General features: G+C 63.3%; 23 protein-coding genes and 1 tRNA gene. 4 read left to right on the top strand and 20 right to left on the bottom strand.

What is annotated here, in order from left to right; all coding sequences use genetic code 11:
* Positions 1 to 115 precede the first annotated feature (115 nt).
* Entirely contained in the window at positions 116 to 1,327 is a 1,212-nt protein-coding gene (locus AO057_RS06370) for a vWA domain-containing protein (protein WP_057674837.1), read from the top strand.
* A gap of 29 nt (positions 1,328 to 1,356) precedes the next feature.
* Here AO057_RS06370 and AO057_RS06365 read toward each other — a convergent pair whose 3' ends face one another.
* Positions 1,357 to 2,115 carry a hypothetical protein gene (locus AO057_RS06365; RefSeq protein ID WP_156404481.1) on the bottom strand — a complete coding sequence of 253 codons (759 nt, stop codon included), beginning with the start codon at positions 2,113 to 2,115 and terminating at the stop codon, positions 1,357 to 1,359.
* A gap of 204 nt (positions 2,116 to 2,319) precedes the next feature.
* Here AO057_RS06365 and AO057_RS06360 point away from each other — a divergent pair.
* Positions 2,320 to 2,394: transfer RNA gene (locus AO057_RS06360), tRNA-Arg, on the top strand.
* A 5-nt stretch (positions 2,395 to 2,399) separates the two neighbouring features.
* Here the strand turns inward: AO057_RS06360 and AO057_RS06355 are convergent.
* Positions 2,400 to 3,014, bottom strand: a complete 615-nt coding sequence (locus tag AO057_RS06355) for a hypothetical protein (RefSeq protein WP_156404480.1) — start codon at positions 3,012 to 3,014, stop codon at positions 2,400 to 2,402.
* A 114-nt stretch (positions 3,015 to 3,128) separates the two neighbouring features.
* Here AO057_RS06355 and AO057_RS06350 point away from each other — a divergent pair, with 114 nt between their 5' ends.
* Complete coding sequence (locus AO057_RS06350; RefSeq protein WP_057674834.1) at positions 3,129 to 3,665, top strand: DsrE family protein; 537 nt, start codon at positions 3,129 to 3,131, stop codon at positions 3,663 to 3,665.
* A gap of 59 nt (positions 3,666 to 3,724) precedes the next feature.
* Here the strand turns inward: AO057_RS06350 and soxB are convergent, their stop codons facing one another.
* From soxB to AO057_RS06295, 11 genes are all read right to left on the bottom strand, one after another.
* Positions 3,725 to 5,461: a thiosulfohydrolase SoxB gene (soxB, locus tag AO057_RS06345; RefSeq protein ID WP_057674833.1), complete on the bottom strand. Its 1,737-nt coding sequence runs from the start codon at positions 5,459 to 5,461 to the stop codon at positions 3,725 to 3,727.
* Positions 5,462 to 5,531: 70 nt separating this feature from the next.
* On the bottom strand, positions 5,532 to 6,188 hold the full coding sequence (gene soxX / locus AO057_RS06340) for a sulfur oxidation c-type cytochrome SoxX (protein ID WP_057674832.1): 657 nt from the start codon (positions 6,186 to 6,188) through the stop codon (positions 5,532 to 5,534).
* A 15-nt stretch (positions 6,189 to 6,203) separates the two neighbouring features.
* Positions 6,204 to 6,998 carry a sulfur oxidation c-type cytochrome SoxA gene (gene soxA / locus AO057_RS06335; protein ID WP_057674831.1) on the bottom strand — a complete coding sequence of 265 codons (795 nt, stop codon included), beginning with the start codon at positions 6,996 to 6,998 and terminating at the stop codon, positions 6,204 to 6,206.
* An 83-nt stretch (positions 6,999 to 7,081) separates the two neighbouring features.
* Complete coding sequence (gene soxZ, locus AO057_RS06330; protein WP_205629993.1) at positions 7,082 to 7,393, bottom strand: thiosulfate oxidation carrier complex protein SoxZ; 312 nt, start codon at positions 7,391 to 7,393, stop codon at positions 7,082 to 7,084.
* Between the two features lie 53 nt (positions 7,394 to 7,446).
* Complete coding sequence (soxY, locus tag AO057_RS06325; protein WP_057674829.1) at positions 7,447 to 7,902, bottom strand: thiosulfate oxidation carrier protein SoxY; 456 nt, start codon at positions 7,900 to 7,902, stop codon at positions 7,447 to 7,449.
* 72 nt (positions 7,903 to 7,974) lie between these two features.
* Positions 7,975 to 9,093, bottom strand: a complete 1,119-nt coding sequence (locus tag AO057_RS06320; RefSeq protein WP_057674828.1) for a c-type cytochrome — start codon at positions 9,091 to 9,093, stop codon at positions 7,975 to 7,977.
* A complete protein-coding gene (gene soxC, locus AO057_RS06315; RefSeq protein WP_057674827.1) occupies positions 9,077 to 10,441 on the bottom strand; it encodes a sulfite dehydrogenase in 1,365 nt (454 codons plus the stop codon). The genes AO057_RS06320 and soxC overlap by 17 nt, the downstream gene beginning before the upstream one ends.
* A 56-nt stretch (positions 10,442 to 10,497) precedes the next feature.
* Positions 10,498 to 10,833, bottom strand: coding sequence for an ArsR/SmtB family transcription factor (locus AO057_RS06310; RefSeq protein ID WP_057674826.1), 336 nt, complete (start codon positions 10,831 to 10,833; stop codon positions 10,498 to 10,500).
* Between the two features lie 101 nt (positions 10,834 to 10,934).
* Positions 10,935 to 11,252, bottom strand: a complete 318-nt coding sequence (locus tag AO057_RS06305; RefSeq protein WP_057674825.1) for a hypothetical protein — start codon at positions 11,250 to 11,252, stop codon at positions 10,935 to 10,937.
* A gap of 105 nt (positions 11,253 to 11,357) precedes the next feature.
* Positions 11,358 to 12,668: an OmpP1/FadL family transporter gene (locus tag AO057_RS06300; protein WP_057674824.1), complete on the bottom strand. Its 1,311-nt coding sequence runs from the start codon at positions 12,666 to 12,668 to the stop codon at positions 11,358 to 11,360.
* Between the two features lie 43 nt (positions 12,669 to 12,711).
* Positions 12,712 to 13,278, bottom strand: coding sequence for a DUF302 domain-containing protein (locus tag AO057_RS06295; RefSeq protein WP_057674823.1), 567 nt, complete (start codon positions 13,276 to 13,278; stop codon positions 12,712 to 12,714).
* A 220-nt stretch (positions 13,279 to 13,498) separates the two neighbouring features.
* Here AO057_RS06295 and AO057_RS06290 point away from each other — a divergent pair, with 220 nt between their 5' ends.
* Positions 13,499 to 13,816 (top strand): metal-sensitive transcriptional regulator, encoded by a 318-nt coding sequence (locus tag AO057_RS06290; protein WP_057674822.1) that lies wholly within the window; start codon positions 13,499 to 13,501, stop codon positions 13,814 to 13,816.
* A 69-nt stretch (positions 13,817 to 13,885) separates the two neighbouring features.
* On the opposite strand, the gene AO057_RS06285 is transcribed toward AO057_RS06290, so the two are convergent.
* From AO057_RS06285 to AO057_RS06255, 7 genes are all read right to left on the bottom strand, one after another.
* A complete protein-coding gene (locus AO057_RS06285; protein ID WP_057674821.1) occupies positions 13,886 to 14,194 on the bottom strand; it encodes a c-type cytochrome in 309 nt (102 codons plus the stop codon).
* 31 nt (positions 14,195 to 14,225) lie between these two features.
* Positions 14,226 to 15,263, bottom strand: a complete 1,038-nt coding sequence (fba, locus tag AO057_RS06280; protein ID WP_057674820.1) for a class II fructose-bisphosphate aldolase — start codon at positions 15,261 to 15,263, stop codon at positions 14,226 to 14,228.
* Between the two features lie 85 nt (positions 15,264 to 15,348).
* The gene (locus AO057_RS06275) at positions 15,349 to 16,542 is read right to left on the bottom strand and encodes a phosphoglycerate kinase (protein WP_057674819.1); all 1,194 of its coding nucleotides are present in this window, start codon (positions 16,540 to 16,542) and stop codon (positions 15,349 to 15,351) included.
* Positions 16,543 to 16,554: 12 nt separating this feature from the next.
* A complete protein-coding gene (gene gap, locus AO057_RS06270) occupies positions 16,555 to 17,553 on the bottom strand; it encodes a type I glyceraldehyde-3-phosphate dehydrogenase (protein ID WP_057674818.1) in 999 nt (332 codons plus the stop codon).
* Between the two features lie 22 nt (positions 17,554 to 17,575).
* The gene (gph, locus tag AO057_RS06265; protein ID WP_057674817.1) at positions 17,576 to 18,259 is read right to left on the bottom strand and encodes a phosphoglycolate phosphatase; all 684 of its coding nucleotides are present in this window, start codon (positions 18,257 to 18,259) and stop codon (positions 17,576 to 17,578) included.
* 21 nt (positions 18,260 to 18,280) lie between these two features.
* The gene (gene tkt / locus AO057_RS06260; protein ID WP_240480740.1) at positions 18,281 to 20,329 is read right to left on the bottom strand and encodes a transketolase; all 2,049 of its coding nucleotides are present in this window, start codon (positions 20,327 to 20,329) and stop codon (positions 18,281 to 18,283) included.
* 1 nt (position 20,330) lies between these two features.
* Entirely contained in the window at positions 20,331 to 21,215 is an 885-nt protein-coding gene (locus AO057_RS06255; protein WP_057674815.1) for a phosphoribulokinase, read from the bottom strand.

Below are 21,215 nucleotides of genomic sequence, written 5' to 3'. Positions count from 1 at the left end.
TTGTTGCACTCCTCGCCCAGGCGGCCAGCCTGGGCGTCGTCGCGCGCCTAGATTGGCGCGGTTTTAAGCACGTTCGCACTTGTGAAATCGGTGTGAACCGGCCCTGGAGAACCCCATGCTGATCGACTTCTTCTACACCCTGCGCGCCGCCAAGCTGCCGGTCTCGGTCAAGGAGTACCTGACCCTGCTGGAGGCGCTTCAGGCGGGCGTGGTCGGCCCCAAGGCGGTGGCCGATGACGACGCAGCCACCAGCGGCTATTCGATGGACGACTTCTACTACCTGAGCCGCACCACGCTGGTCAAGGACGAGAAACACTACGACAAGTTCGACCGCGCCTTCGCCGCCTACTTCAAGGGCGTGGAGATGCTGACCGACTTCACCAAGGACGTCCCGCTCGAGTGGCTGCGCAAGAACCTGGAGCTCAACCTCAGCCCCGAGGAAAAGGCCGCGATCGAGAAGCTGGGCTGGGACGAGCTGATGGAGACGCTCAAGAAGCGCTTCGAGGAGCAGAAGGAGCGCCACGAGGGCGGCAGCAAGTGGATCGGCACGGGTGGCACCAGCCCCTTCGGCGCCAATGGCTACAACCCCCAGGGCATACGCATAGGCCAGGACAAGAGCCGCAACAAGAGCGCGGTGAAAGTCTGGGACCAGCGCGCCTACAAGGACTACGACGACACGCAGGAACTGGGCACGCGCAACATCAAGGTCGCGCTGCGCCGCCTGCGCCGTTTTGCGCGCGAGGGCCACGAGCTGGAACTGGACCTGCCCGACACCATACGCGCCACCGCCGAGAACGCCGGTTACCTGGACATCAAGATGGTGCCCGAGCGGCACAACAACGTGAAGGTGCTGCTGCTGATGGACGTGGGCGGCACCATGGACGAGCACATCGCGCGCGTGGAAGAGCTGTTCAGCGCCACCAAGACCGAGTTCAAGCACCTGGAGTTCTATTACTTCCACAACTGCGTCTACGACTTCATGTGGAAGAACAACCGCCGGCGCTACAGCGAGAAGTTCCCGACCTGGGACATCATCCGCAAGTACAACAAGGACTACAAGCTGATCTTCGTGGGCGACGCCACCATGAGCCCCTACGAGATCCTGCAACCCGGCGGCAGCGTGGAATACAACAACGAGGAAGCCGGCGCCGAATGGCTGCAGCGCCTGACCCACGCCTTCCCCAAGTTCGTCTGGATCAACCCCGAGCCTCAGGGCGTCTGGCAGTACCGCCAGAGCATCAGCATCATGCAGCAGCTGGTAAGCAACCGCATGTACCCGCTGACCATCAAGGGCATCGAGGAAGCCATGCGGCTGCTGACGAAATAGCGGCCAAGGTTCCTCGGGCCACCGATGCCTCAGGGCTTGGCGATGCGTAATTTAGGGTTGCGCAACAGTTCCTGCAAATCCAGCTGCTGTGTCGACTCACGCCCATCGAGCACCGGATCCAGCCCTTTGCACCGGGTCACCCTGAAACGATTCAGCGACACCACCGAATCAGAGATGAACTGGTACTTGAGGTGCGTTCCACTGCAAACGTCATCTTCGGTTTCGTGGTGAGCCATGCCGGCCCGGTACTGGGCTAGCAACGTCGGACGACATGATTGATCGATATGAACGAAAGCGTGACTCTCCCAATTGGCGCCGGCGTCGCCACCAGACATGCTGATTGCCAGCATGAAACTGCGATCGGGTAGCGACCTAGCCTGAATCGAGCGAATCTGCCCATAGTAGTAAGAGCTGGAATCCCGCATCAGGCTGATCCGGCCAAAGCAGGTCGGAGCCTCGGCATCCCCTTTCTCAAACCTCGCGATGATGGAATCCGCCCCACCATCATTGGCGGCAGGGCAGTCAAAGACGGCCAGTATTTCGCTGCCCATGGATGCCGTCCAGCGCGGACTCGCGACGTTGTTGACACAGGGCTTCCCATATCCCTCCAGGCCCAACTCGGCCGCGCGCGCCTTGTCTCGTATCACGGTCATGCTCTGCTTGCCCGCCTTGCTCGTGATACGAAAAGATTGAATCTGTGGCGCTCTCCCTGCTTCCGGATCGGCATGTACCCGCAGAGCAAGCCCCACCATCACGAAACCAAACGCAATCCGGTGAATCGCTTTCATGAGTCCTCCCAGAGCATGTTTTTCGCGAGTCTAAACCTGTCCATATGAGGGCTAACGCCAGAATGACAGCCTCCGTTGCCGGCCGCGCCGCGCGCGGTTGAACCCTCTCCTCCTTCCGCGGGCGGAGGGAGGCCGGGAGGGAGGTGCCCACATGCAACCGTACGGTGGCTGACCAGAGCGCCATTTACAATGGCGCTCTGGTCGGCCACCGTAGTTCAATGGATAGAACGGCCCCCTCCTAAGGGGCAGATACAGGTTCGATTCCTGTCGGGGGCACCAGATCCCTACTTGATCGGTACCGCACTGTTCGCGGTCGGCGGTCCGATATCCTGGAAGGGCCCCAGCGGGTTGCGTGTGTTTTCCAGTTCGTTGATCTCGGGCTGCCCGCCCCATGAGCGGTACACGACCAGATCATTGACCAGCAGGACCACCGCGTTGAAGCGCCACCCGCTGGTATGGCTGCGGCGCTCGAAGTTGAAGAAGTCCGAGAAGAAATTTCCCTTGCGGACCTTGTCGATCTTGACCCCGACGATCTCCAGCCCGCGGCAGGCGTCGCGCGCCTCAAGACAAATCCAGATGCCGGGATCCAGATCTTCGCGCCTGAGCAATGCGCTGGGCAGGAAACGGCGCGCCACGTCCGCATGGGTCAGGAGGGTGGTGTTCGGATGCTTCGCCGGATTGAAACCGTTTTTCTCCAGCGCCTGCCGGTCCGACTTCATCGGCACCAGGGCTTCAACGGCGGCCCGGGCTTCGTCGAAACTCTGAAACGACGTCGTGTTGGTGTGAGACTCGGGTAGCAGTGATGCGCACCCGCTGGTCAGCAGCGTCAGCGCAAGCACGCCGGCAAGCATCAAATGCTTGCTGCATCCAGAAGACCTGCTGCGGATGCGATATGACATGCGCCCAAGTTACGTAATATTGCGCACAATGTCAAACATGGCGCACACAAAACGACGGCATTGGCACACCCTAGTTCCCTTCGGCTGCGTGCCACCTGCGCCCAGGAGCGACTCATGACCCCATCCCGACTCCACGGCAGCCTGCTCGCGTTGTGTTGCGCGGTCTTGCTCGCCACCGTCTTTCACACGGTCCCGGCCCAGGCCCAGGCCAAGGTGGTGCAGACCCCTTACAAGAACCCCAAGGCCCTGGTCGACATCTTTCTCGACGACCCGGCCAAGCTGGGGGCGGCTCTGTACTGGGTACGCAGCCTGGTCAACCCGCTGACCGAGGCGCCCTACAGCATGTTCCCCGAAGACATGAGCATCATCGTGCTCATGCACGGCACCGAGATCGTGACGTTGGCCAGGAAGAACCAGGAGCGTTACCAGGAAGTGCTGCAGCGCATGCGCTACTACGCGGACATGGGCGTGAAGTTCAAGGTCTGCGGCCTGGCCCTGCAGGACTACGGCTACAGCGCCGCCGACATGCAGGACTTCGTGGAGGTCACGCCCTCGGCCATCACCGAGCTGATGCACTGGCAGAACCAGGGTTATGCGCTGATCCCGGCTGTCGTGTTGGACAAGAAAATTTCGATCGAGCAGATCCGCTGACGTCCTGCGCATAAAAAAACGGGCCCGACGGGGCCCGTTTTTCATTGGGATACCAGGCCTTACAGCGCGGCGTACCCCGGGTTGGGCAGCACGCCATCGACCTTGGGCATGTTGAGTTTGCGGGCGCTGATCTTGCCGCCGCGCGCCTTGAGCCAGGTCTCGACCACGTCCCAGACCTGCTTGTTGCCGGCGTTCCTGGCCTCCTCGGCCACCGGGGCCCAGCCGGCCACCTTGTAGCTCTTGTCGGCTTCGATCAGCTTGCCGTTCAGGCGCATGTCGTAGATGCGCTTGCCCATGCTTTCCAGCGGATTGCAGCTGTAGCTCAAGCCGCCCACGCGCACCATGTCGCCGCCCTGCTGGTAGTAGGGATCGGGGTTGAACAGGTTGTCGCAGACGTCTTCCAGCACGGTCTTGATGGTGGCGCCACTCATCTGGCTGACGGTGGCGTAGGAGTAGGTGGTGGCGGTCATGTCCATCAGCCACTCGCGCGTGAGGGCCTGGCCCGGCAGCAGGCTGGTGCCCCAGCGGAAGCCCGGCGAGAAGGCGATGTCGGCGCCCTGCACGTCCAGCAATGCGTCGAGCAGCAGCTGGTCGCCGGTGCCGTTGAAGTTGCCGCGGCGGTACAGCGTGCCCTCGGTCACGCCCAGCACTTCATTGAGCTTGCTTTCATAGGGCGAACGGATCTTGTTGATCAGCGCGTCCATTTCCCTGTCGGCCGGCAGCATGTTGGAGAAAACCGGCAGCAGCTTGTAGCGGAAGTCGGTGACCTTCTTGTCCTTGACCTCGAAGTCCAGCACGCCCAGGAACTTGCTGTTGGAGCCGGCGTTGGTGACGATGGTCTTGCCGCCCTTGTTGCTCACGATGCTGGCCACGGGCATGCCGTCGTGGGTGTGGCCGCCCATGATGGCGTCGATGCCGGAGACCCGGCTGGCCATCTTCAGGTCCACGTCCATGCCGTTGTGCGAGATCACCACCACGACCTGGGCGCCCTTGCCGCGCGCCTCGTTGACCATGGCCTGCATGTTCTCGTCCTGGATGCCGAAGGCCCAGTCAGCCACCATGTAGCGCGGGTTGGCGATGGGGGTGTAGGGGAAGGCCTGGCCGATGATGGCGCAGGGCACGCCATTGATCTCGCGGATCACGTAGGGCTTGAAAACCTGGTCGCCGAAGTCGTTGGTCTTGACGTTCTGTGCCACGAAGTCGATCTTGCCGGCGAAGTCCTTCTCGACGATCTCCTTGACGCGCTCCATGCCGTAGGTGAACTCCCAGTGGCCGGTCATCACGTCCACGCCCAGCAGCTTGCAGGCGTCGACCATGTCCTGGGCGTTGGTCCACAGCGAGGTGGCCGAACCCTGCCAGGTGTCGCCGCCGTCGAGCAGCAGCGCGCCGGGACGGCTGGCCTTCATGCGTTTGACCAGGGTGGCCAGGTGCGCGAAACCGCCCACCTTGCCGTAGCGCTTGGCGGCCTTCTCGAAGTCGAGGTAGGTCAGGGCATGCGCTTCGGCCGTGCCGGGGCGCACCTTGGCCACCTTGAGCAGATGCTCGCCCACCAGGTGCGGCAGATTGCCCTTCATGCTGCCGATACCCAGATTCACGTTGGGCTCACGGAAGTAGATGGGCTTGAGCTGCGCGTGGCAGTCGGTCATGTGCAGGAAGGACACATTGCCGAACTTGGGAATGTCGTACAGGCCCTGGGCCGCCGTGGCCGCGTCGGCCTCTGCGTAGGTGCCCATGCCCAAACCAGCCATGGTGCCCGCGCCGAGCACCTGCATGAATTCACGTTTTGAAAGATTCATGTTTTCGCATCCACTGATGTTTAGAGGAAAAAAGAGCCCGGGGACGCACCCCGGGCCGATGGTAGAGGAATTACTGGTTGACGGGCGACTTGGGGTCGAGCAGCAGGGCCATGATGTGCCTGACCTGCTGTTCGGTGAGGATGCCCTTGTGGCCGGCGCGCGGCATCTGCGAGCAGGCGTTGTAGGCACGTGCGTTCCAGATCTTGCCCCAGGTGTACTGGATGATGGCCGCCGACTCGGGCGCATACAGATCCTTCACGCCACGCATCTTGCCGTAGTTGTACAGGCTCGGGCCCAGCGTGCCGAAGGAGATCTCGGCCTTGCTGATCTGGTGGCAGTTGTAGCAGTTGCCGCCGTTCTCGCTGCCGGCCGCATCACTCCAGGTCATGCCACGGCCGCTCTGGGCGATCTTCTCGCCCTCTTTCCAGTCACCGATGTACTGGCCGCCCGCGGGCCACTTGATGCTGGCGAAGTTGGCCGCCTCGATGGCCTTGGCCGTCTTCTCTTCGATGGGCTGGCCCGCCACGTCGGCCTTCATGCATTCGAGGTTGGCGTCGTCCAGCACCAGGCGGTCGACCTTGGCCTGGCCCTGGTCGCGGAAGGACGCCTTGGCGATGTCCTGGCTCAGCTTGTCGAGTTCGGCGCTGCTGGGCATGCTGGAGCAGCCAGCCACCAGCACGACAGCAGCCACGCCGGCAGCGATGAGGAGTTGGGTCTGTTTCTTCATGGTATCGGTCTCCTCTTAGCGCTTGATGGCCGGGGCAATGTTCTCGGCCCCCTTGGCATTGACACCCATGTAGGCGCCCAGGGCGACGGTGGCGTCGCTGCCAAACAGCGGGTAGGGGAAACGCTGCTGGCGGTAGCAGTCGTTCAGGCGCAGCTGCATGCTCCACATCTGGCCATTGGAGACGCGGTAGGCCGGCCAGGCAGCAAAACCGATGCCGTCGCCCGGGTTCTTGGTCAGGTTGGGCAGGTCCTGCAGGCGGATGCGCTTGCCGTCTTCGCCGTGGCAGGAGGCGCAGGAGAAGTCGTGCGTGCCGCTGCGCATGAAGAACAGGCGCTTGCCCACTTCGTACATGACCTTTTCCTGCTGGTGGCTGTTGGGCAGGTTGAACTTCATACCACGCGATTCGGCAGCGATCCAGGTCGCCAGCGCCGTCACGTTGGCCTGCTCGCCGCGCCCGAAGGCCGTCTTGGCGATCTCCGCGCCGTTGAAGCCCTGCAGGGTTTCCATGCAGCTCACCAGGCGGGACTCCAGGTCCTGCACCTTGTTGGTGTCAGCAAAGTGGCGCGGCAGCTCGACAAAAGCCCCCTTGACCACGCCCGGGCCCTTGCCCAGATCACATTTTTCCAGCGAGACGTTCTTCGGCCCACGCTTCTGCTTCCACAGGTCTTCCCCCTTGGCTTCGAACAACTCGGCCGGGTTGCCGTCGGCCAGCATCGCGCGGTATTCGGCGATGCCGTCACTGGCGGATTTCTGCGCCAGCGCAGCCCCGCCGATCAGGGTGGCGGCAAGCGCCAGGGTCCAACGTTTCATGTTCGTCACCTCGTCGGTTGTTGTGAAAGCAAAAAATGGAGAAGGGTCTTACCCTTCTCCATTCATTATTCCCTTTTCCGGGATCAGGACACCGTGGCTTCGTCGGTGCGGCTGTCGCCCTTGTTGTCCTTCCAGGTCACGGCAATCTTGTCACCGGCCTTGGCGCCCTTGACCACAAACTGCATGAACGGGTTCTTGGACACGGCCGGGCCCCACTCGGCGGTCATCACAACCTTGCCGTTGAGAGACGCGCTGACGTCCTGGATGAACCAGGCCGGCACAACCTTGCCTGCCGAGTCCTTGCGTTGTCCGGATTCCATTTCGTGGCTCATGAGTACGCGCACGGTGGCCTTGTCGCCAGCGGCTTGCGCGCGAATGCGCATCGGATCTGCCATTTTGATACTCCTAAATCTGTATGAATACTGTGGGTGGATGGGTCCGTCAGCGCTTAACCGCCGCAGCCGCCCAGCGTGACCTTGACTTCCTTCTTCGCAAAGAAGGCCTTGCCGTCGTTCATGATGGCCACGGCGTACACATCGGAGGACTGCCCCATCTTGGCGCGCGTGGCAAAGTTGGCTTCCACCGCATCGCTCACGTTGAACATGGCCACCATCGCCGCCGGGTTCTTCTCCACCAGGATCAGCATGCGCTTGACACCAGCCAGCGTGGTGCTGGCCGTCAGCGGCACCACCGCACCGTTCTCGGCAATGTCCGGACCACCAATGGTCACGTCCTTGCTCTCCACCGGAGCGCCAGCGCCCAGGGCCTTGGCCACTTCGGCCGCGGTCTTGGCGTCGAAGGCAACCTTCTCGTAAGCCGCAGCCTGCTGCGGGATCAGGCCGGCAGAGGCCAGCAGGCCCGCCACCACGGCGCTTTGTTTCAGTGTCTCGCGACGAGTTTGCATGTGATGCTCCTTGAATAAGTCCATGCTAATGAAAAAATCTACCCTGACCTATCGGTATTTGTACTTAATACCTTATTTTCCCGCGCCTGCAGCCAACCAGGCGGCGATGGTCTTGGCCTCCGCCTCGCTCAAGGACTGCGCCGGCATCGGGATCGGACCCCAGACACCCGAGCCGCCGTTCTTGATCTTGCCGGCCAGGTAGTCAGCCTTGCCGGCATGCTTCTTGGCGATGTCCGCAAAGCTCGGACCCACCAGTTTCTTGTCCATGGCATGGCAGGCCGTGCAGCTGTACTTGGAGAGCAGCGCCAGGGTCGCCTTGTTGTCTGCACCGCCAGCCGCCGGCTTGGCCGCCACTGCGGGCTTGGCTTGCTCCTTGGCAGGGGCGGCTGCGGCCACGGGGGCAGCGACCGCCGCGGCACCCGCGCCCTTGGGCTCGGGCTTGGTGGTATCGGCACCATGCTGCGGGCCGACCAGGCGGTTCTGCTCGGCCAGATTGCCGTGGGCATTACGCGCATAGTCCGGCAGGAAGGAGGCCACCTTGGGCTCCGGCGTGCAATCCTTCATGCAGGCCACATTGCTGGTGTCGGCCTTCTTGACCTTGCTGAACTCCGGGCCGGGCCACATGTTGTGCTCGGTCGTCATGCCGTTGCGGTTGGGCATGCGGGCCTGCACGTCGCGGATGTTCTTGTCCGACAGCACGTAGTTGTCAGGCACGATGCCGCCGAGATTCAGCAGGAAGGCCGTCACGGCGTACACCTCATCGGTGCTCAGCGACTTGGGCGCATTCCAGGGCATGGCGCGGTTGATGTAGTCCCACAGCGTCGAGACGGTGGGCACCTTCATCAGGGTGGTACGACCCGGGAAAGAAGGGTCGGTCAGCTTGGCCACGCGGCCGGTCTTGATGTCCTCGGCCGTGGTGCCGCCCACCAGGGGACTGAACACTTCGCCGGACTCACCGAAGATGCCGTGGCAGTGGGCGCACTTGCCCTCCCACACGTCCTGGCCCTTGGCCACGCTGCCGGAACCGGCGGGCAGGCCCTTGAAGTCGGGGCGCACGTCGATGTCCCAGGCTGCCACTTCCTTGGGCGTGGCATTGCGGCCCACACCCGGGTATTTGGTCGACTGGGCAGCTGCGACACCAGCCACCGCCAGGAGGGCGACCGTCAGAACGGCATTACGAAACCTGGACATTTTTCACCTCACCGCTTTCCTGCACCAGCCACGACTGGATGGCATTGTTGTGATAGATCGAACGCGTGCCGCGCACGGCGCGCAACTGCTTGTACGTGGGCTGGACATAACCCGTCTCGTCGGTCGCACGGCTCTGGATGATGGCCGGCTTGCCGTCCCACACCCAGTCGATGTTGAAGCGCGTCAGCGCCTTGGACATCACGGGGTTTTCCAGGCGCGCGCGGCGCCAGTTGCGGCCACCGTCAGCCGACACGTCCACGTGCTTCACCTTGCCGCGACCCGACCAGGCCAGACCGGAGATGTTGTAGAAACCCTTGTCCAGCAGCACCTGGCCGCCGGAGGGCGTGGTCACCACGCTCTTGCATTCCTGGAGGTTGGTGTACTGGCGATGCAGGCCGCTGGGCTGCAGGTCCATGTAGTGCACGGCCTCGTCCTTGGCCGCATAAGGCATGTCGCCCACCTCGATGCGGCGCAGGTACTTGACCCAGCTCACACCCTGCACGCCCGGCACCACGAGGCGCAGCGGGTAGCCCTGCTCGGGGCGCAGCATCTCGCCGTTCTGGCCATAGGCCACGATCACTTCACCTGAGGTGATCAGTTCCATCGGGATGGTGCGGGTCATGGAGGAGCCGTCGGCGCCCTCGGCCAGCACGAACTTGCCCTTCTTCAGGTCGGCCCCGGCCAGCTCCAGCAGGGTGATCAGCGGCACGCCGGTGAATTCGCTGCAGGAAATCATGCCGTGGGTGTACTGCACGGTCGGCACGGCCACGTTGCCCCACTCGACGGCGGTGTTGGCGCCGCACTCGATGAAGTGGAAGCGCGAGACGGCCGGCAGGCGCATGATCTCGTCCATGGTGAAGACCTTGTTGGCCTTGACCATGCCGTTGACCATCAGACGATGCTTGGACGGATCGATGTCCCACCAGCCCTGGTGGTGACGCTCGAAGTGCAGGCCGCTGGGCGTGACGATGCCGAACAGCGACTGCAAAGGTGCGAACGAGACCGAAGCCTGCGTGGTCTGGGTCAGGCCCGGGCTCTGGCGGCGCTGCACATTGGATTCGAATTTCGAGGGCTTGCCGTAGCCGTCATCGGCGGCCACGCCCTGGCCCAGGCTCTTGCTGTGCTCGGGCAGGTTCAGGATGTTGGGGTCCCCGCCTTCGGTGGGCACCGGATTGCCCTGGGCCAGCGCAGCGGTGCCGGCGGCACCCGCGGCAGCCGCAGCAAACGCGTTGCGGATGAAATTGCGGCGACCCTGTTTGGCCTCCGCCACGACGGTCTGGATCCCGTCGCGGTCCAGATAATTCTCGGGCGCCTTGCGGATCCTGCCCGAACTCAAGTTGTCCTGCATCACACTCTCCTTGCTATCGTTGCCATCAGCTGGCGATTCCTCTGCCCACGCTCGACTCAGTTCGCCTGAGCCTCGCGCCCTTCTGTTCCATCGTCCGTTCGCGCACACACCGCCTTGCAGACCCGCACCACCGTCTCGTCCGCGATGCGGTAATACATCTGCGCGCCGTCGCGCCGCTTGTCCACCACGCCCGCCCGGTACAGCACATTGAGCTGCTGCGACATATTGGGCTGCGACACCTCGATCTCCTGCAGCAGCTGCGAAACGTTCTTCTCACCCCCGCACAGCGCACCGATGATGCGCAGCCGGATCGGCGTGGACAGCACGCCGAACAACTCGGCGGCTGCCTCGTAGCCGGCGATCGTTGTTTGTGCTGCCGTCCCGTTACTCATTTGCTACATCTAAATATTCACATACGCGAATATATAGATTCCACGAAATATGTCCCTAGGTGTTTACGCGTATCCCGACTAAACCCCCGGGGGTTTATTTTTTACTTTGTGAAACGGTAATGATCCCGGTTCAGTACAGCGGCAACGGCCGTGACCTCTTCCGGGAAAAAGCCCAGATTGAGCTCCGTATTGCACTGCTCGACCATGCCGCGCAGGTAACCCGCCGTGTTGATGCGTCCGGCCGGCTTGTAGATGGCGCTGCCGTCGCCCCCCACCTTCTGCTGGTGACAAGCCACGCATTTGCTCTCGGCAATCAGCTTCTCGCCCAGCTTCAGATCGGCGCCCCGGAATTCGTGGGGAACCTGGGCCCCGGCCACACTGCCAAGCATGAAAAACGGGATGGCGAGGTATTTGTGCATGGTGACTAGATTAGCGAAGACGGGGACAGCGGGCAACCACCCGTGCAAACGGCAAAAAAAGGGCCGGGGCAAGCCCGGCCCTTTGACCTTGGGTCTCAGACCCGATCAGTACTTCCAGCCGAACTGGATACCCAGGGACTGCTGGGACATCTTGATGGTTTCGGTACCCCCGGATCCAGCCTGGATGCCGTTAAACATCGAAGAGCCGGAAACAGAGTTCTCGGGCGCATACATGTAGGCCAGCGTCACTTCCGATTGCTTGGACAATGCATAGGTGCCACCCAGGGTGTAATGGGTCGTGATGACACCCGGGGCGATGATGTTGAAGGTCACATCGCGGCTCTTGACCGGGTTGTCACCCACGTTCACGCCGGCGCGCATCGTCAGGTTGCCCGACTGCTGCCACTCGATACCCAGCTTGTACACATTGATGTCGGACCAGCCGAAACCCTTGCCATTCGCGGTGCCCAGCAAACCAGTATTGGTGCTCGGATTACCCACTGAGGGCACGCCGCTGTACTTGATGAAGCTGTAGTCGAAAGCCACCAGGACAGCCGGCGTCGCCTGGAAACTGAGGCCAGCCGAATAATTCTCGGGAATGTCGAAGTTGCCGCCATCGGCAAACAGGCCCTTGTACTTGTCGAACTTGGACATGCTGATCTTGGGCGAATACGAAGCGCCCACATTCAACGTGTTGCTCAACTTGCCCAGGTAACCCAGACGCACACCGAAGCCGTTGCTGGAGTCATAGCCATTGTTCGTCACGCTGCCCTTGGCGCTCGTCATGGCCGGGAAACCAGCAGCGTTGTCGAATGCCTGCAGGCCGTCAGCCTTGAACTGCTGATGCACCAGCAACGGCGACACGCCCAGCGAGTGGCTGGGATTGAGCTTGTAGGCAAACGTCGGCGCCACCACGAGCTGCATCATGTCGACGCCCAGCTTGCCCGAGCCGCACAGCGCATTGGCAGTGCCCGCACCGGCGCCGCAGTTGACCTTGCCGCCAGAATATTCGGTGTTCAGGCCACCGTTGCCGTAAACGGCCAGGCCGACGCCGATCGTGTCGCTGACGGCACGGTTGTAGCCGAACTCGGGCACGTAGAAGGTATTGCTGTCGCTGTCCTGCGCCACGTCGATACTGCCCGCACCGAAACCGCCGCTGCCGGTCCGGCTGAAGCCACGCTTGGGCATGAAGACGTCCAGGCCGAGCTCCAGGCGATTACCGGCAAAAGCGGCGGCCGCCGGGTTGTTGGCCCCGGCAAAGGCGCTGTCGGTCATGGCCACGGCCGCGCCGCCCATGCCCTTGGCCTTCATGCCGTAACCGTGCGAGAAATAGCCGTTGGTGGCCATGGCGGTCGTCAGCGGGCCGGCCACGACCATGGCGATGGCCGTGTTGCGGAAAAGTTTGGTTTTGCTCATGTTGTCTCCTGGTTTGTATGAATTTGTCTAGCTGACTCTTCGCTCAAAACTCGCCCTTGGAGCCGCGTTCCATCATGTCCCAGATGGTTTCGCGCACTTTCCAGGCTTCTTCCTTCAAGGGAGACGGCAGCTTGCGTCCCATCTTGACCATCATGTCCATGTTCAGCGTGTACATCCACAGGCCGTCTTCCTTCTCCACCACGGTGATGCGGCAGGGCAGATAGGCTGCCATGTGCGGGCTGAAATCCACCATCATGCGAGCGGTGGCGGGTGTGCAGAAGGAGTAGACCTTGAGGAACTTCTGCGGCTTGCCGGTGCGCGCCTCCAGCTCCTTGGACAGCGGCAGATCGCCAACACCCTTCATATTGCGTTCGGCGGCGATCTGGGTCAGCGCCTGTTCCAGATCGTTGATCGTCACACCCGCCTTGACCTTGCGCTCCCAGGTCGTGGCCACGGCGATGTCGCCCTCAGCGTCGACCCAGCGGTCCCACATGCGGCTGGCTTCGGCACCCGCTCCGTCCTCCAGCTTGCCGATCGTGCTGATCGTGCCGCAGCCGGTGGTCAGGACAACGAGAGCCAGCAGAGGCAGGCGGCGAAGAATTCGGTTCATAAAACTCACTTGAATACCCTTCATGAAAATATACAGAAACTGGAAGCCCTACCCCCTAGGGTAAGTACGGCTGTCATCATCGTGCAACAAGTTCACGGTTACGACCATAGGGACCTACCCTATACCCTATGGGGTAGGGTATAAACCCCCACACCCAGGTGCCCCACCCGCTGAAATCTGGCACACTGAATGCCTTGCAGCCTGTATCTGAGAGCCGTCCATGCCGAGAAAGCCAGCCGCCGCCCCCGCAGCAGAAGCCTCCAAGTCCGCCATTTACCGCGCCGACCACCAGAAAGACGTGGTCAACCGCCTGCGCCGCATCGAGGGCCAGGTGCGTGGTCTGGTGGAGATGATTCAGGAGGGCCGCAGTTGCGAAGACGTGGCGCTGCAGATGTCGGCCGCCCGCAAGGCCATGGACAAGGCCTTCTACCGCATGATGGCCTGCACCGTGATGGAGGCCGTCTACGACGCCGAGAACGAGGAACACGCCATGCAGGAAGTCGAGAAGTCGGCCCGCCTGCTGGAAAGATTCGGCTAAGCCAGCGCTGAAATGCAAGGGGCGGTCCCGCAGGACCGCCCCTTCTTCTTTTCCGTCTCTGTACGAAACTTATCTGGCGCCGGCCAGCACCCAGGTCGCCAGGGTCTTGGCATCGACTTCGGCCAGGGCGGCCTGCGCCGGCATGGGCACCGGGCCCCACTTGCCGGCCCCACCCTTCTTGATGCTGCCGGCCAGCATGGCCTCGGCATCCTTCTGGTCCTTGTACTTCCTGGCCACATCCTGGAAGGACGGGCCGACCATCTTGCGATCGACCGCGTGACACGCCAGACAGGCGTTCTTGCTGGCGATTTCCTTGCTGGCGAAGGCGGGCATCGACACCAGTACGGTGGCAGCCAGGACGATGGGGATCAATTTCATGGGGTCTCTTCGGGTGGGTTGTTGAAAATTCTCAGGCGTAACGCGCAGCCATGACTTCCAGAGCGATGGGCTTCATCTTCGAGGCCATGCCGGCGCAGCCGAAGGCCTCGAAACGCGCCTTGACCACACCGCGCGCAGCCTTCTTGGCAGCGGCCAGCGCCTTGCGCGGATCGAACTCGCTGGGCTGCCTGGCGAAGATCTCGCGCATGGCGCCGGTCATGGCCAGGCGGATGTCGGTGTCGATGTTGATCTTGCGCACACCGCTCTTGATGCCGCGCTGGATCTCCTCCACCGGCACGCCGTAGGTTTCCTTGATGTCGCCGCCGTACTGGCGGATGATGGCCAGCCACTCCTGCGGCACGCTGGACGAACCATGCATCACCAGATGCGTGTTCGGGATCTGCGCGTGGATGGCCGCGATGCGGTCGATGGCCAGGATGTCACCGGTGGGCTTGCGCGTGAACTTGTAGGCGCCGTGGCTGGTGCCGATGGCAATGGCCAGCGCATCGACACCGGTCTTCGCGACGAAGTCCTTGGCCTGCACCGGGTCGGTCAGCATCATGTCGTGCGTGAGCTTGCCCTCGGCGCCCACACCGTCTTCTTCACCCGCCTCACCGGTCTCCAGCGACCCCAGGCAACCGAGCTCGCCTTCGACCGACACACCCACCGGATGCGCCATCTCGCAGACACGGCGCGTGATGTCCACGTTGTAGTCGTAACTCGCCGGGGTCTTGCCGTCCGTCATCAGCGAGCCGTCCATCATCACGCTGGTGAAACCGGAGCGGATCGACTGCTGGCAGACCGCCGCCGAGGTGCCGTGGTCCTGGTGCACCACCACCGGGATGTCCGGGTGCGACTCAACGGCCGCCAGCATCAGGTGGCGCAGGTAGGGCTCACCCGCGTATTTGCGCGCGCCCGCCGAGGCCTGCAGGATGACCGGGCTGTCGGTTTCCTGGGCCGCTTCCATGATGGCCAGCACCTGTTCGAGGTTGTTGACGTTGAAGGCCGGCACGCCGTAACCGTGCTCGGCGGCGTGATCGAGAACCTGTCGAAGGGATGCGAATGCCATGGTGTCGTCCTGTCGTGTATGAAATTTTGAAAAACAGTCCCCTGCGGCCTCACGCGGAGGTCGTCGTGAACCGAACGGAAATGATTCAACCCCGGGCGCGTTTCTCCAGGATCTCGAAAGCCGGCAGGGTCTTGCCCTCCAGCACCTCCAGGAAGGCGCCCCCGCCCGTGGAGATGTAGCCCACGTTCTTCTCGATGCCGTACTTGGCAATCGCCGCCAGGGTGTCGCCACCGCCGGCGATGCTGAAGGCGCTGGACTGGGCAATCGCCTTGGCGATCTCTTTCGTGCCGTTCTCGAAGGCCGCGAACTCGAACACGCCCACCGGGCCGTTCCAGACGATGGTGCCGGCGGCTTTGAGTTGTTCGGCCAATTTCTTCGCGGTCTCGGGCCCGATGTCCAGGATCAGGTCATCGGCTTCGACTTCAGTGGCTTTCTTGATGGTGGCTTTGGCATCGGCCTTGAATTCCTTGGCCGTGACGACGTCCACGGGGATCGGCACTTCGGCGCCCCGGGCTTTCATGGCTTCGATCACGGCCCGGGCTTCCGCCAGCAGGTCGGGCTCGGCCAGGCTCTTGCCGATCTTCAGGCCGGCGGCCAGCATGAAGGTGTTGGCAATGCCGCCGCCCACGATGAGCTGGTCGACCTTGTCAGCCAGGGACTTCAGGATGGTGAGTTTGGTGCTGACCTTGGAGCCGGCAACAATCGCCACCAGGGGGCGTTTGGGGGCGCTCAGGGCCTTGCCGATGGCGTCCATCTCGGCCGCCAACAGGGGGCCGGCGCAGGCGGTCTTGGCGTACTGGGCGATGCCGTAAGTACTGGCTTCGGCGCGGTGGGCGGTGCCAAAGGCGTCGTGCACGAAGATGTCGCACAGGGCGGCCATCTTTTTGCTCAGTTCTTCGCTGTTCTTTTTCTCGCCCTTATTTAAACGGCAATTCTCCAGCAGCACGAGCTGGCCGGGGGCCACGCTGACGCCGTCGACCCAGTTGGCCACCAGGGGCACCTCGCGACCCAGCAGTTCGGCCATGCGCCGGGCCACGGGGGCCAGGCTGTCTTCGGGTTTGAATTCGCCCTCCACAGGGCGGCCCAGGTGGGAGGTGACCAAAACGGCAGCACCGACGTCCAGGGCCATGCGGATGCAGGGCAGGCTGGCGCGGATGCGGGTGTCTTCGGTGATGGCGCCACGGTCGTCCTGCGGGACGTTGAGGTCGGCGCGGATGAAGACGCGCTGGCCCTTGGCTTTGCCCTGCTCGCACAGGGTCTGGAATCGGAGGAAGTTCATGCTTGGCTCCGATCAGCGGCCAACCACGCGTGCCATCTCCAGGCACTTGTTGGAGTAGCCCCACTCGTTGTCGTACCAGGCCACGACCTTGACGAAGGTCTTGTCCAGGGCGATGCCGGCTTCGGCATCGAACACCGAGGTGCAGACTTCACCGCGGAAGTCGGTGGCCACCACCTTGTCTTCGGTGTAGCCCAGCACGCCCTTGAGGGCCCCCTGGCTCTGGGCTTTCATCTCGGCACAGATGTCCTTGTAGTCGGCTTCCTTGTTGAGCTCCACGGTCAGGTCGACCACCGACACGTCACTGGTGGGGACGCGGAAAGCCATGCCCGTCAGCTTGCCCTTGATGGAGGGAATCACCACGCCCACGGCCTTGGCCGCACCGGTGGAGCTGGGGATGATGTTTTCCAGGATGCCGCGCCCGCCGCGCCAGTCCTTATTTGAAGGACCATCCACGGTCTTCTGGGTGGCGGTGGCCGCGTGCACGGTGGTCATGAGGCCGCGCTTGATGCCCCACTTGTCGTTGAGCACCTTGGCCACGGGCGCCAGGCAGTTGGTGGTGCAGCTGGCGTTGCTGATGATGGCCTGGCCGGCGTAGCTCTTGTCGTTCACGCCGAAGACGAACATGGGGGTGTCGTCCTTGGAGGGGGCGGAGATGATGACCTTCTTGGCACCGGCGGCCAGGTGTTTCTCGGCACCGGCCTTGTCCAGGAACAGGCCGGTGGATTCGATGACAACGTCGGCGCCCACTTCCGCCCACTTGAGGTTGGCGGGGTCGCGTTCCTGGGTCAGGCGGATCTTCTTGCCGTTGACGATGAGGGTGCCGCCTTCCACGGACACTTCGCCCTTGAAGCGGCCGTGCACGCTGTCGTACTTGAGCATGTAGGCCAGGTAGTCGGGTTCGAGCAGGTCGTTGATGGCAACGATCTCGATGTCCTTGAAGTTCTGCACTGCGGAGCGCAGCACGTTGCGTCCGATGCGGCCGAAGCCGTTGATGCCTACCTTGATCGTCACAAAACTCTCCTCGGATGGGTTGTCAATTCAATAGCTGGCGGAAGTCGGGAATCACGCGGTCGGGCCCACAGGCCTCGATGGGCTGGCCCATGTTGTAGCCATAGGGCAGCGCCCAGACCGGCACACCGGCATTGCGCGCGCTGGCCACGTCGATCGACGAGTCGCCGACGAAAAGCGCGCGCGCGGCATCCACCTGGAACTGCGCCAGGCAGCTGCGGATGCCGGCCGGGTCGGGTTTTTTGGTGGGCAAGGTGTCACCGCTGACCACGCGGTCGAACAGCGGCTCGAGGGCATGGGCGGCCAGCACGGTGCGCGTGTAACGCGCCTCCTTGTTGGTGACCACGGCCAGGTGGATGCCCTGGGCACGCAAGCTCTTGAGCACCTCGCGCACATGCGGATAGAGGTGGCTGCGCGTGCCGCAGCGGCGCTGGTAATGGCGATCGAATTCTGCAGCGATCAGGGGCAGGTCATCACAACGGCGAACCTCATCCACCGTGAGCCGGCGCACCTGGGCCAGCGCCTGCACCAGCAGCTCGCGCGTGCCGTGGCCGATCCAGCGGTCCACCTGGTCCTGCTGCACCTGCGCCAGGCCAAAGTGCTGCAGCGTGTCGTTGACGGCGTCGCAGATCTCGGGCGCGGTTTCGATCAGCGTGCCGTCCAGGTCGAACATCACCAGATCAAAAGGCGTGTCTACTTGCTTATTCATGGAAGTAAATCTGACAAAAAATCAGGCGACCGCTGCGGCACCTTCACGCACCAGCCCCCGCACGGCCTGCACGATGGCTTCCACCGTGATGCCAAAGTGCGGGTACAGGTCCTTGGCCGGCGCCGACTCGCCGAAGCTGGCGATGCCCACCACGTGACCGCGGCGTCCGACGTACTTGCGCCAGAAATCCGGATGCGCGGCCTCCACGGCTACGGCGGGCAGGTCCAGCGGCAGCACGGTGTCCTGGTAGATCCGGGGCTGGCGGTCGAACACATTGCTGCAGGGCATGGACACCACACGCGTCCTGATGCCTTCCTTGGCCAGTTGCGCATGCGCCAGCATGGCCAGCGAGGTTTCGGAGCCGGTGGCGATGATCACGGCCTCGGGTTCGACCTGCTCGGCCAGGATGTAGCCACCGCGACGGATGCGCGCGGCCAGCTCGGCGCGGTCGGCCAGGCGCGGCAGGTTCTGCCGCGACAGGGCCAGCGCGCTGGGGCCGTCCCGGCGTTCGATGGCGCAGACCCAGGCCACCGTCGTCTCCAGGCTGTCGGCCGGGCGCCAGACGTCGAGGTTGGGAATGATGCGCAGCGAGGGCACGTGTTCGACCGACTGGTGCGTGGGGCCGTCTTCGCCCAGGCCGATGGAGTCGTGCGTGAACACATGCACCACACGCTGCTTCATCAGCGCGGCCATGCGGATGGCGTTGCGGCTGTAGTCGCTGAAGGTCAGGAAGGTGCCCCCAAAAGGGATGTAGCCCCCGTGCAGGCCGATGCCATTCATGATGGCGGCCATGCCGAACTCGCGCACGCCGTAGGACAGGTGGTTACCCCAGACATCACGTCCGGCCAGCGTGCAGTTCTTGAAATTGGTCAGGTTGGAGCCGGTCAGGTCGGCGCTGCCGCCGAAGAACTCGGGCAGCAGGGGGCTAAGCAGGTCCAGCGCATTCTGGCTGGCCTTGCGCGTGGCCACGGCGTCCGCGCGCGCGGCGACGGTCTCGAAGATCTGCGACAGGCGCTCGCCGAATGCGGGCAGCAGGTCACCCTGCATGCGGCGCTCGAACTCGGCCGCATCCTCCGGATAGAGCGTGCGGTAACGCTCGAAACGCTGCCGCCACTCTTCCTGCAGGGCCTGGCCGCGTGTCACGGCATTCCAGGCCTGGGCCACGTCGGCGGGGATCTCGAAAGGCGCAGCGGTCCAGCCCAGCGCTTCGCGCGTGGCGGCGACCTCGGCCGCACCGAGTGCGGCGCCGTGCACGTCGTGGGTGCCGGCCTTGTTGGGCGAACCCTGGCCGATCACGGTCTTGCAGCAGATCAGGGTGGGCTTGCCATCGGGGCGCTGCGCCTGCGCGCGCGCCTCGGTGATGGCGCGGTCGATGGCGGCGGGATCGTGGCCGTCGACACCAGGAATCACATGCCAGCCGTAAGCGCGGAAACGCGCCGGCGTGTCGTCGGTAAACCAGCCTTCGACATGGCCGTCGATGGAGATGCCGTTGTCGTCGTAGAGCGCGATGAGCTTGGACAGGCGCAGCGTACCGGCCAGCGAGCAGGCCTCGTGGCTGATACCCTCCATCATGCAACCGTCACCGAGGAAGGTGTAGGTGTGGTGATCCACGATGGTCAGCTCGTCGCGGTTGAATTCCTGCGCCATCAGCTTCTCGGCCAGCGCCATGCCCACGGCATTGGCGATGCCCTGGCCCAGGGGGCCGGTGGTGGTTTCCACGCCGGGCGTCACGCCCACTTCGGGGTGACCGGCGGTCTTGCTGTGCAGCTGGCGGAAGCGTTTGATCTCCTCCATCGGCAGGTCATAACCGGTGAGGTGCAGCAAGGCGTACAGCAGCATGGAGCCATGGCCGTTGGAGAGCACGAAACGGTCGCGGTCGGCCCATTGCGGGTTGACCGGGTTGTGGCGCAGGTGGCGGTTCCACAGCACTTCGGCAATGTCGGCCATGCCCATGGGCGCACCGGGGTGGCCGGACTTGGCCTGCTCGACGGCGTCGACCGCCAGCATGCGGATGGCGTTGGCCATGCGGCGGGCGAGTTCAGGCGTGGGAGGAGTCTTCAAAACGCTCATCTCAGTTCGCTCCCAGCGCGCGCTTGCGTCGCTCCATCATGCGCCAGACAAAGGGTGTGAAGATCAGTTGCATGGCCAGTTCCATCTTGCCGCCAGGCACGCAGATGGTGTTGGCGCGGCTCATCCAGGAGTTGTCGATCATGTTCAGCAGGTAGGGAAAGTCGATGCCCTTGGGGTTGGCAAAGCGGATCACCACCATGCTCTCGTCGGCCGAGGGGATGTCGCGCGAGATGAAGGGGTTGGAGGTGTCCACCATGGGCACGCGCTGGAAGTTCACGTGCGTGTGGGCGAACTGCGGCACGATGTAGTTCACGTAGTCCGGCATACGGCGCAGGATGGTGTCGGTCACCGCTTCCGTGCTGTAGCCGCGCTGGTGCTTGTCGCGCCACAGCTTCTGGATCCACTCCAGGTTGATCACCGGCACCACGCCGATGCGCAGGTCCGGGTGCTGGGCGATGTTGTGTTCGGGCGTGACCACGGCGCCGTGCAGGCCTTCGTAGAACAGCATGTCGGTGTCGGCCGGCAGGTCTTCCCAGGGCGTGAAGGTGCCCGGATCCTGTTTGTAGGGCGCGGCTTCTTCGTCGCTGTGCAGGTATTTGCGCGCTTTCCCGGTCCCGGATCTGGCATAGGTGGCGAACAGGCTCTCGAGCTCGCCGAACAGGTTGTTGTCGGAGCCGAAGTGGCTGAAGTGCTTGTTGCCCGCCTTCTCGGCCTCGGCTGCCTTGCGCTTCATCTCCTTGCGGTCGAAGCGGTGAAAGCTGTCGCCTTCGATGATGGCGGCCTTTACGCCTTCGCGGCGAAAGATGTTGGCGAAGGTGCGCGTCACGGTGGACGTGCCCGCGCCGGACGAACCGGTGATCGCGATGATGGGATGACGTTCAGACAC

It is taken from the genome of Curvibacter sp. PAE-UM, assembly GCF_001432305.1.
Taxonomy (GTDB): Bacteria; Pseudomonadota; Gammaproteobacteria; order Burkholderiales; family Burkholderiaceae_C; genus Hylemonella.
Note: the sequence above shows the minus strand (reverse complement) of the source record. Positions and strands in the feature narration are given on the sequence as shown.

Coding starts and splice junctions, on each gene's coding strand:
- AO057_RS06310 (WP_057674826.1), bottom strand. CDS start 10,833: ATGAGTAACGGGACGGCAGCACAAACAACGATCGCCGGCTACGAGGCA.
- AO057_RS06290 (WP_057674822.1), top strand. CDS start 13,499: ATGCCGAGAAAGCCAGCCGCCGCCCCCGCAGCAGAAGCCTCCAAGTCC.
- AO057_RS06370 (WP_057674837.1), top strand. CDS start 116: ATGCTGATCGACTTCTTCTACACCCTGCGCGCCGCCAAGCTGCCGGTC.
- AO057_RS06275 (WP_057674819.1), bottom strand. CDS start 16,542: ATGAACTTCCTCCGATTCCAGACCCTGTGCGAGCAGGGCAAAGCCAAG.
- soxC (WP_057674827.1), bottom strand. CDS start 10,441: ATGCAGGACAACTTGAGTTCGGGCAGGATCCGCAAGGCGCCCGAGAAT.
- AO057_RS06300 (WP_057674824.1), bottom strand. CDS start 12,668: ATGAGCAAAACCAAACTTTTCCGCAACACGGCCATCGCCATGGTCGTG.
- tkt (WP_240480740.1), bottom strand. CDS start 20,329: ATGAGCGTTTTGAAGACTCCTCCCACGCCTGAACTCGCCCGCCGCATG.
- soxA (WP_057674831.1), bottom strand. CDS start 6,998: ATGAAACGTTGGACCCTGGCGCTTGCCGCCACCCTGATCGGCGGGGCT.
- soxX (WP_057674832.1), bottom strand. CDS start 6,188: ATGAAGAAACAGACCCAACTCCTCATCGCTGCCGGCGTGGCTGCTGTC.
- soxZ (WP_205629993.1), bottom strand. CDS start 7,393: ATGGCAGATCCGATGCGCATTCGCGCGCAAGCCGCTGGCGACAAGGCC.
- AO057_RS06295 (WP_057674823.1), bottom strand. CDS start 13,278: ATGAACCGAATTCTTCGCCGCCTGCCTCTGCTGGCTCTCGTTGTCCTG.
- gph (WP_057674817.1), bottom strand. CDS start 18,259: ATGAATAAGCAAGTAGACACGCCTTTTGATCTGGTGATGTTCGACCTG.
- soxY (WP_057674829.1), bottom strand. CDS start 7,902: ATGCAAACTCGTCGCGAGACACTGAAACAAAGCGCCGTGGTGGCGGGC.
- AO057_RS06305 (WP_057674825.1), bottom strand. CDS start 11,252: ATGCACAAATACCTCGCCATCCCGTTTTTCATGCTTGGCAGTGTGGCC.
- AO057_RS06355 (WP_156404480.1), bottom strand. CDS start 3,014: ATGTCATATCGCATCCGCAGCAGGTCTTCTGGATGCAGCAAGCATTTG.
- AO057_RS06285 (WP_057674821.1), bottom strand. CDS start 14,194: ATGAAATTGATCCCCATCGTCCTGGCTGCCACCGTACTGGTGTCGATG.
- fba (WP_057674820.1), bottom strand. CDS start 15,263: ATGGCATTCGCATCCCTTCGACAGGTTCTCGATCACGCCGCCGAGCAC.
- AO057_RS06365 (WP_156404481.1), bottom strand. CDS start 2,115: ATGAAAGCGATTCACCGGATTGCGTTTGGTTTCGTGATGGTGGGGCTT.
- AO057_RS06320 (WP_057674828.1), bottom strand. CDS start 9,093: ATGTCCAGGTTTCGTAATGCCGTTCTGACGGTCGCCCTCCTGGCGGTG.
- soxB (WP_057674833.1), bottom strand. CDS start 5,461: ATGAATCTTTCAAAACGTGAATTCATGCAGGTGCTCGGCGCGGGCACC.
- AO057_RS06350 (WP_057674834.1), top strand. CDS start 3,129: ATGACCCCATCCCGACTCCACGGCAGCCTGCTCGCGTTGTGTTGCGCG.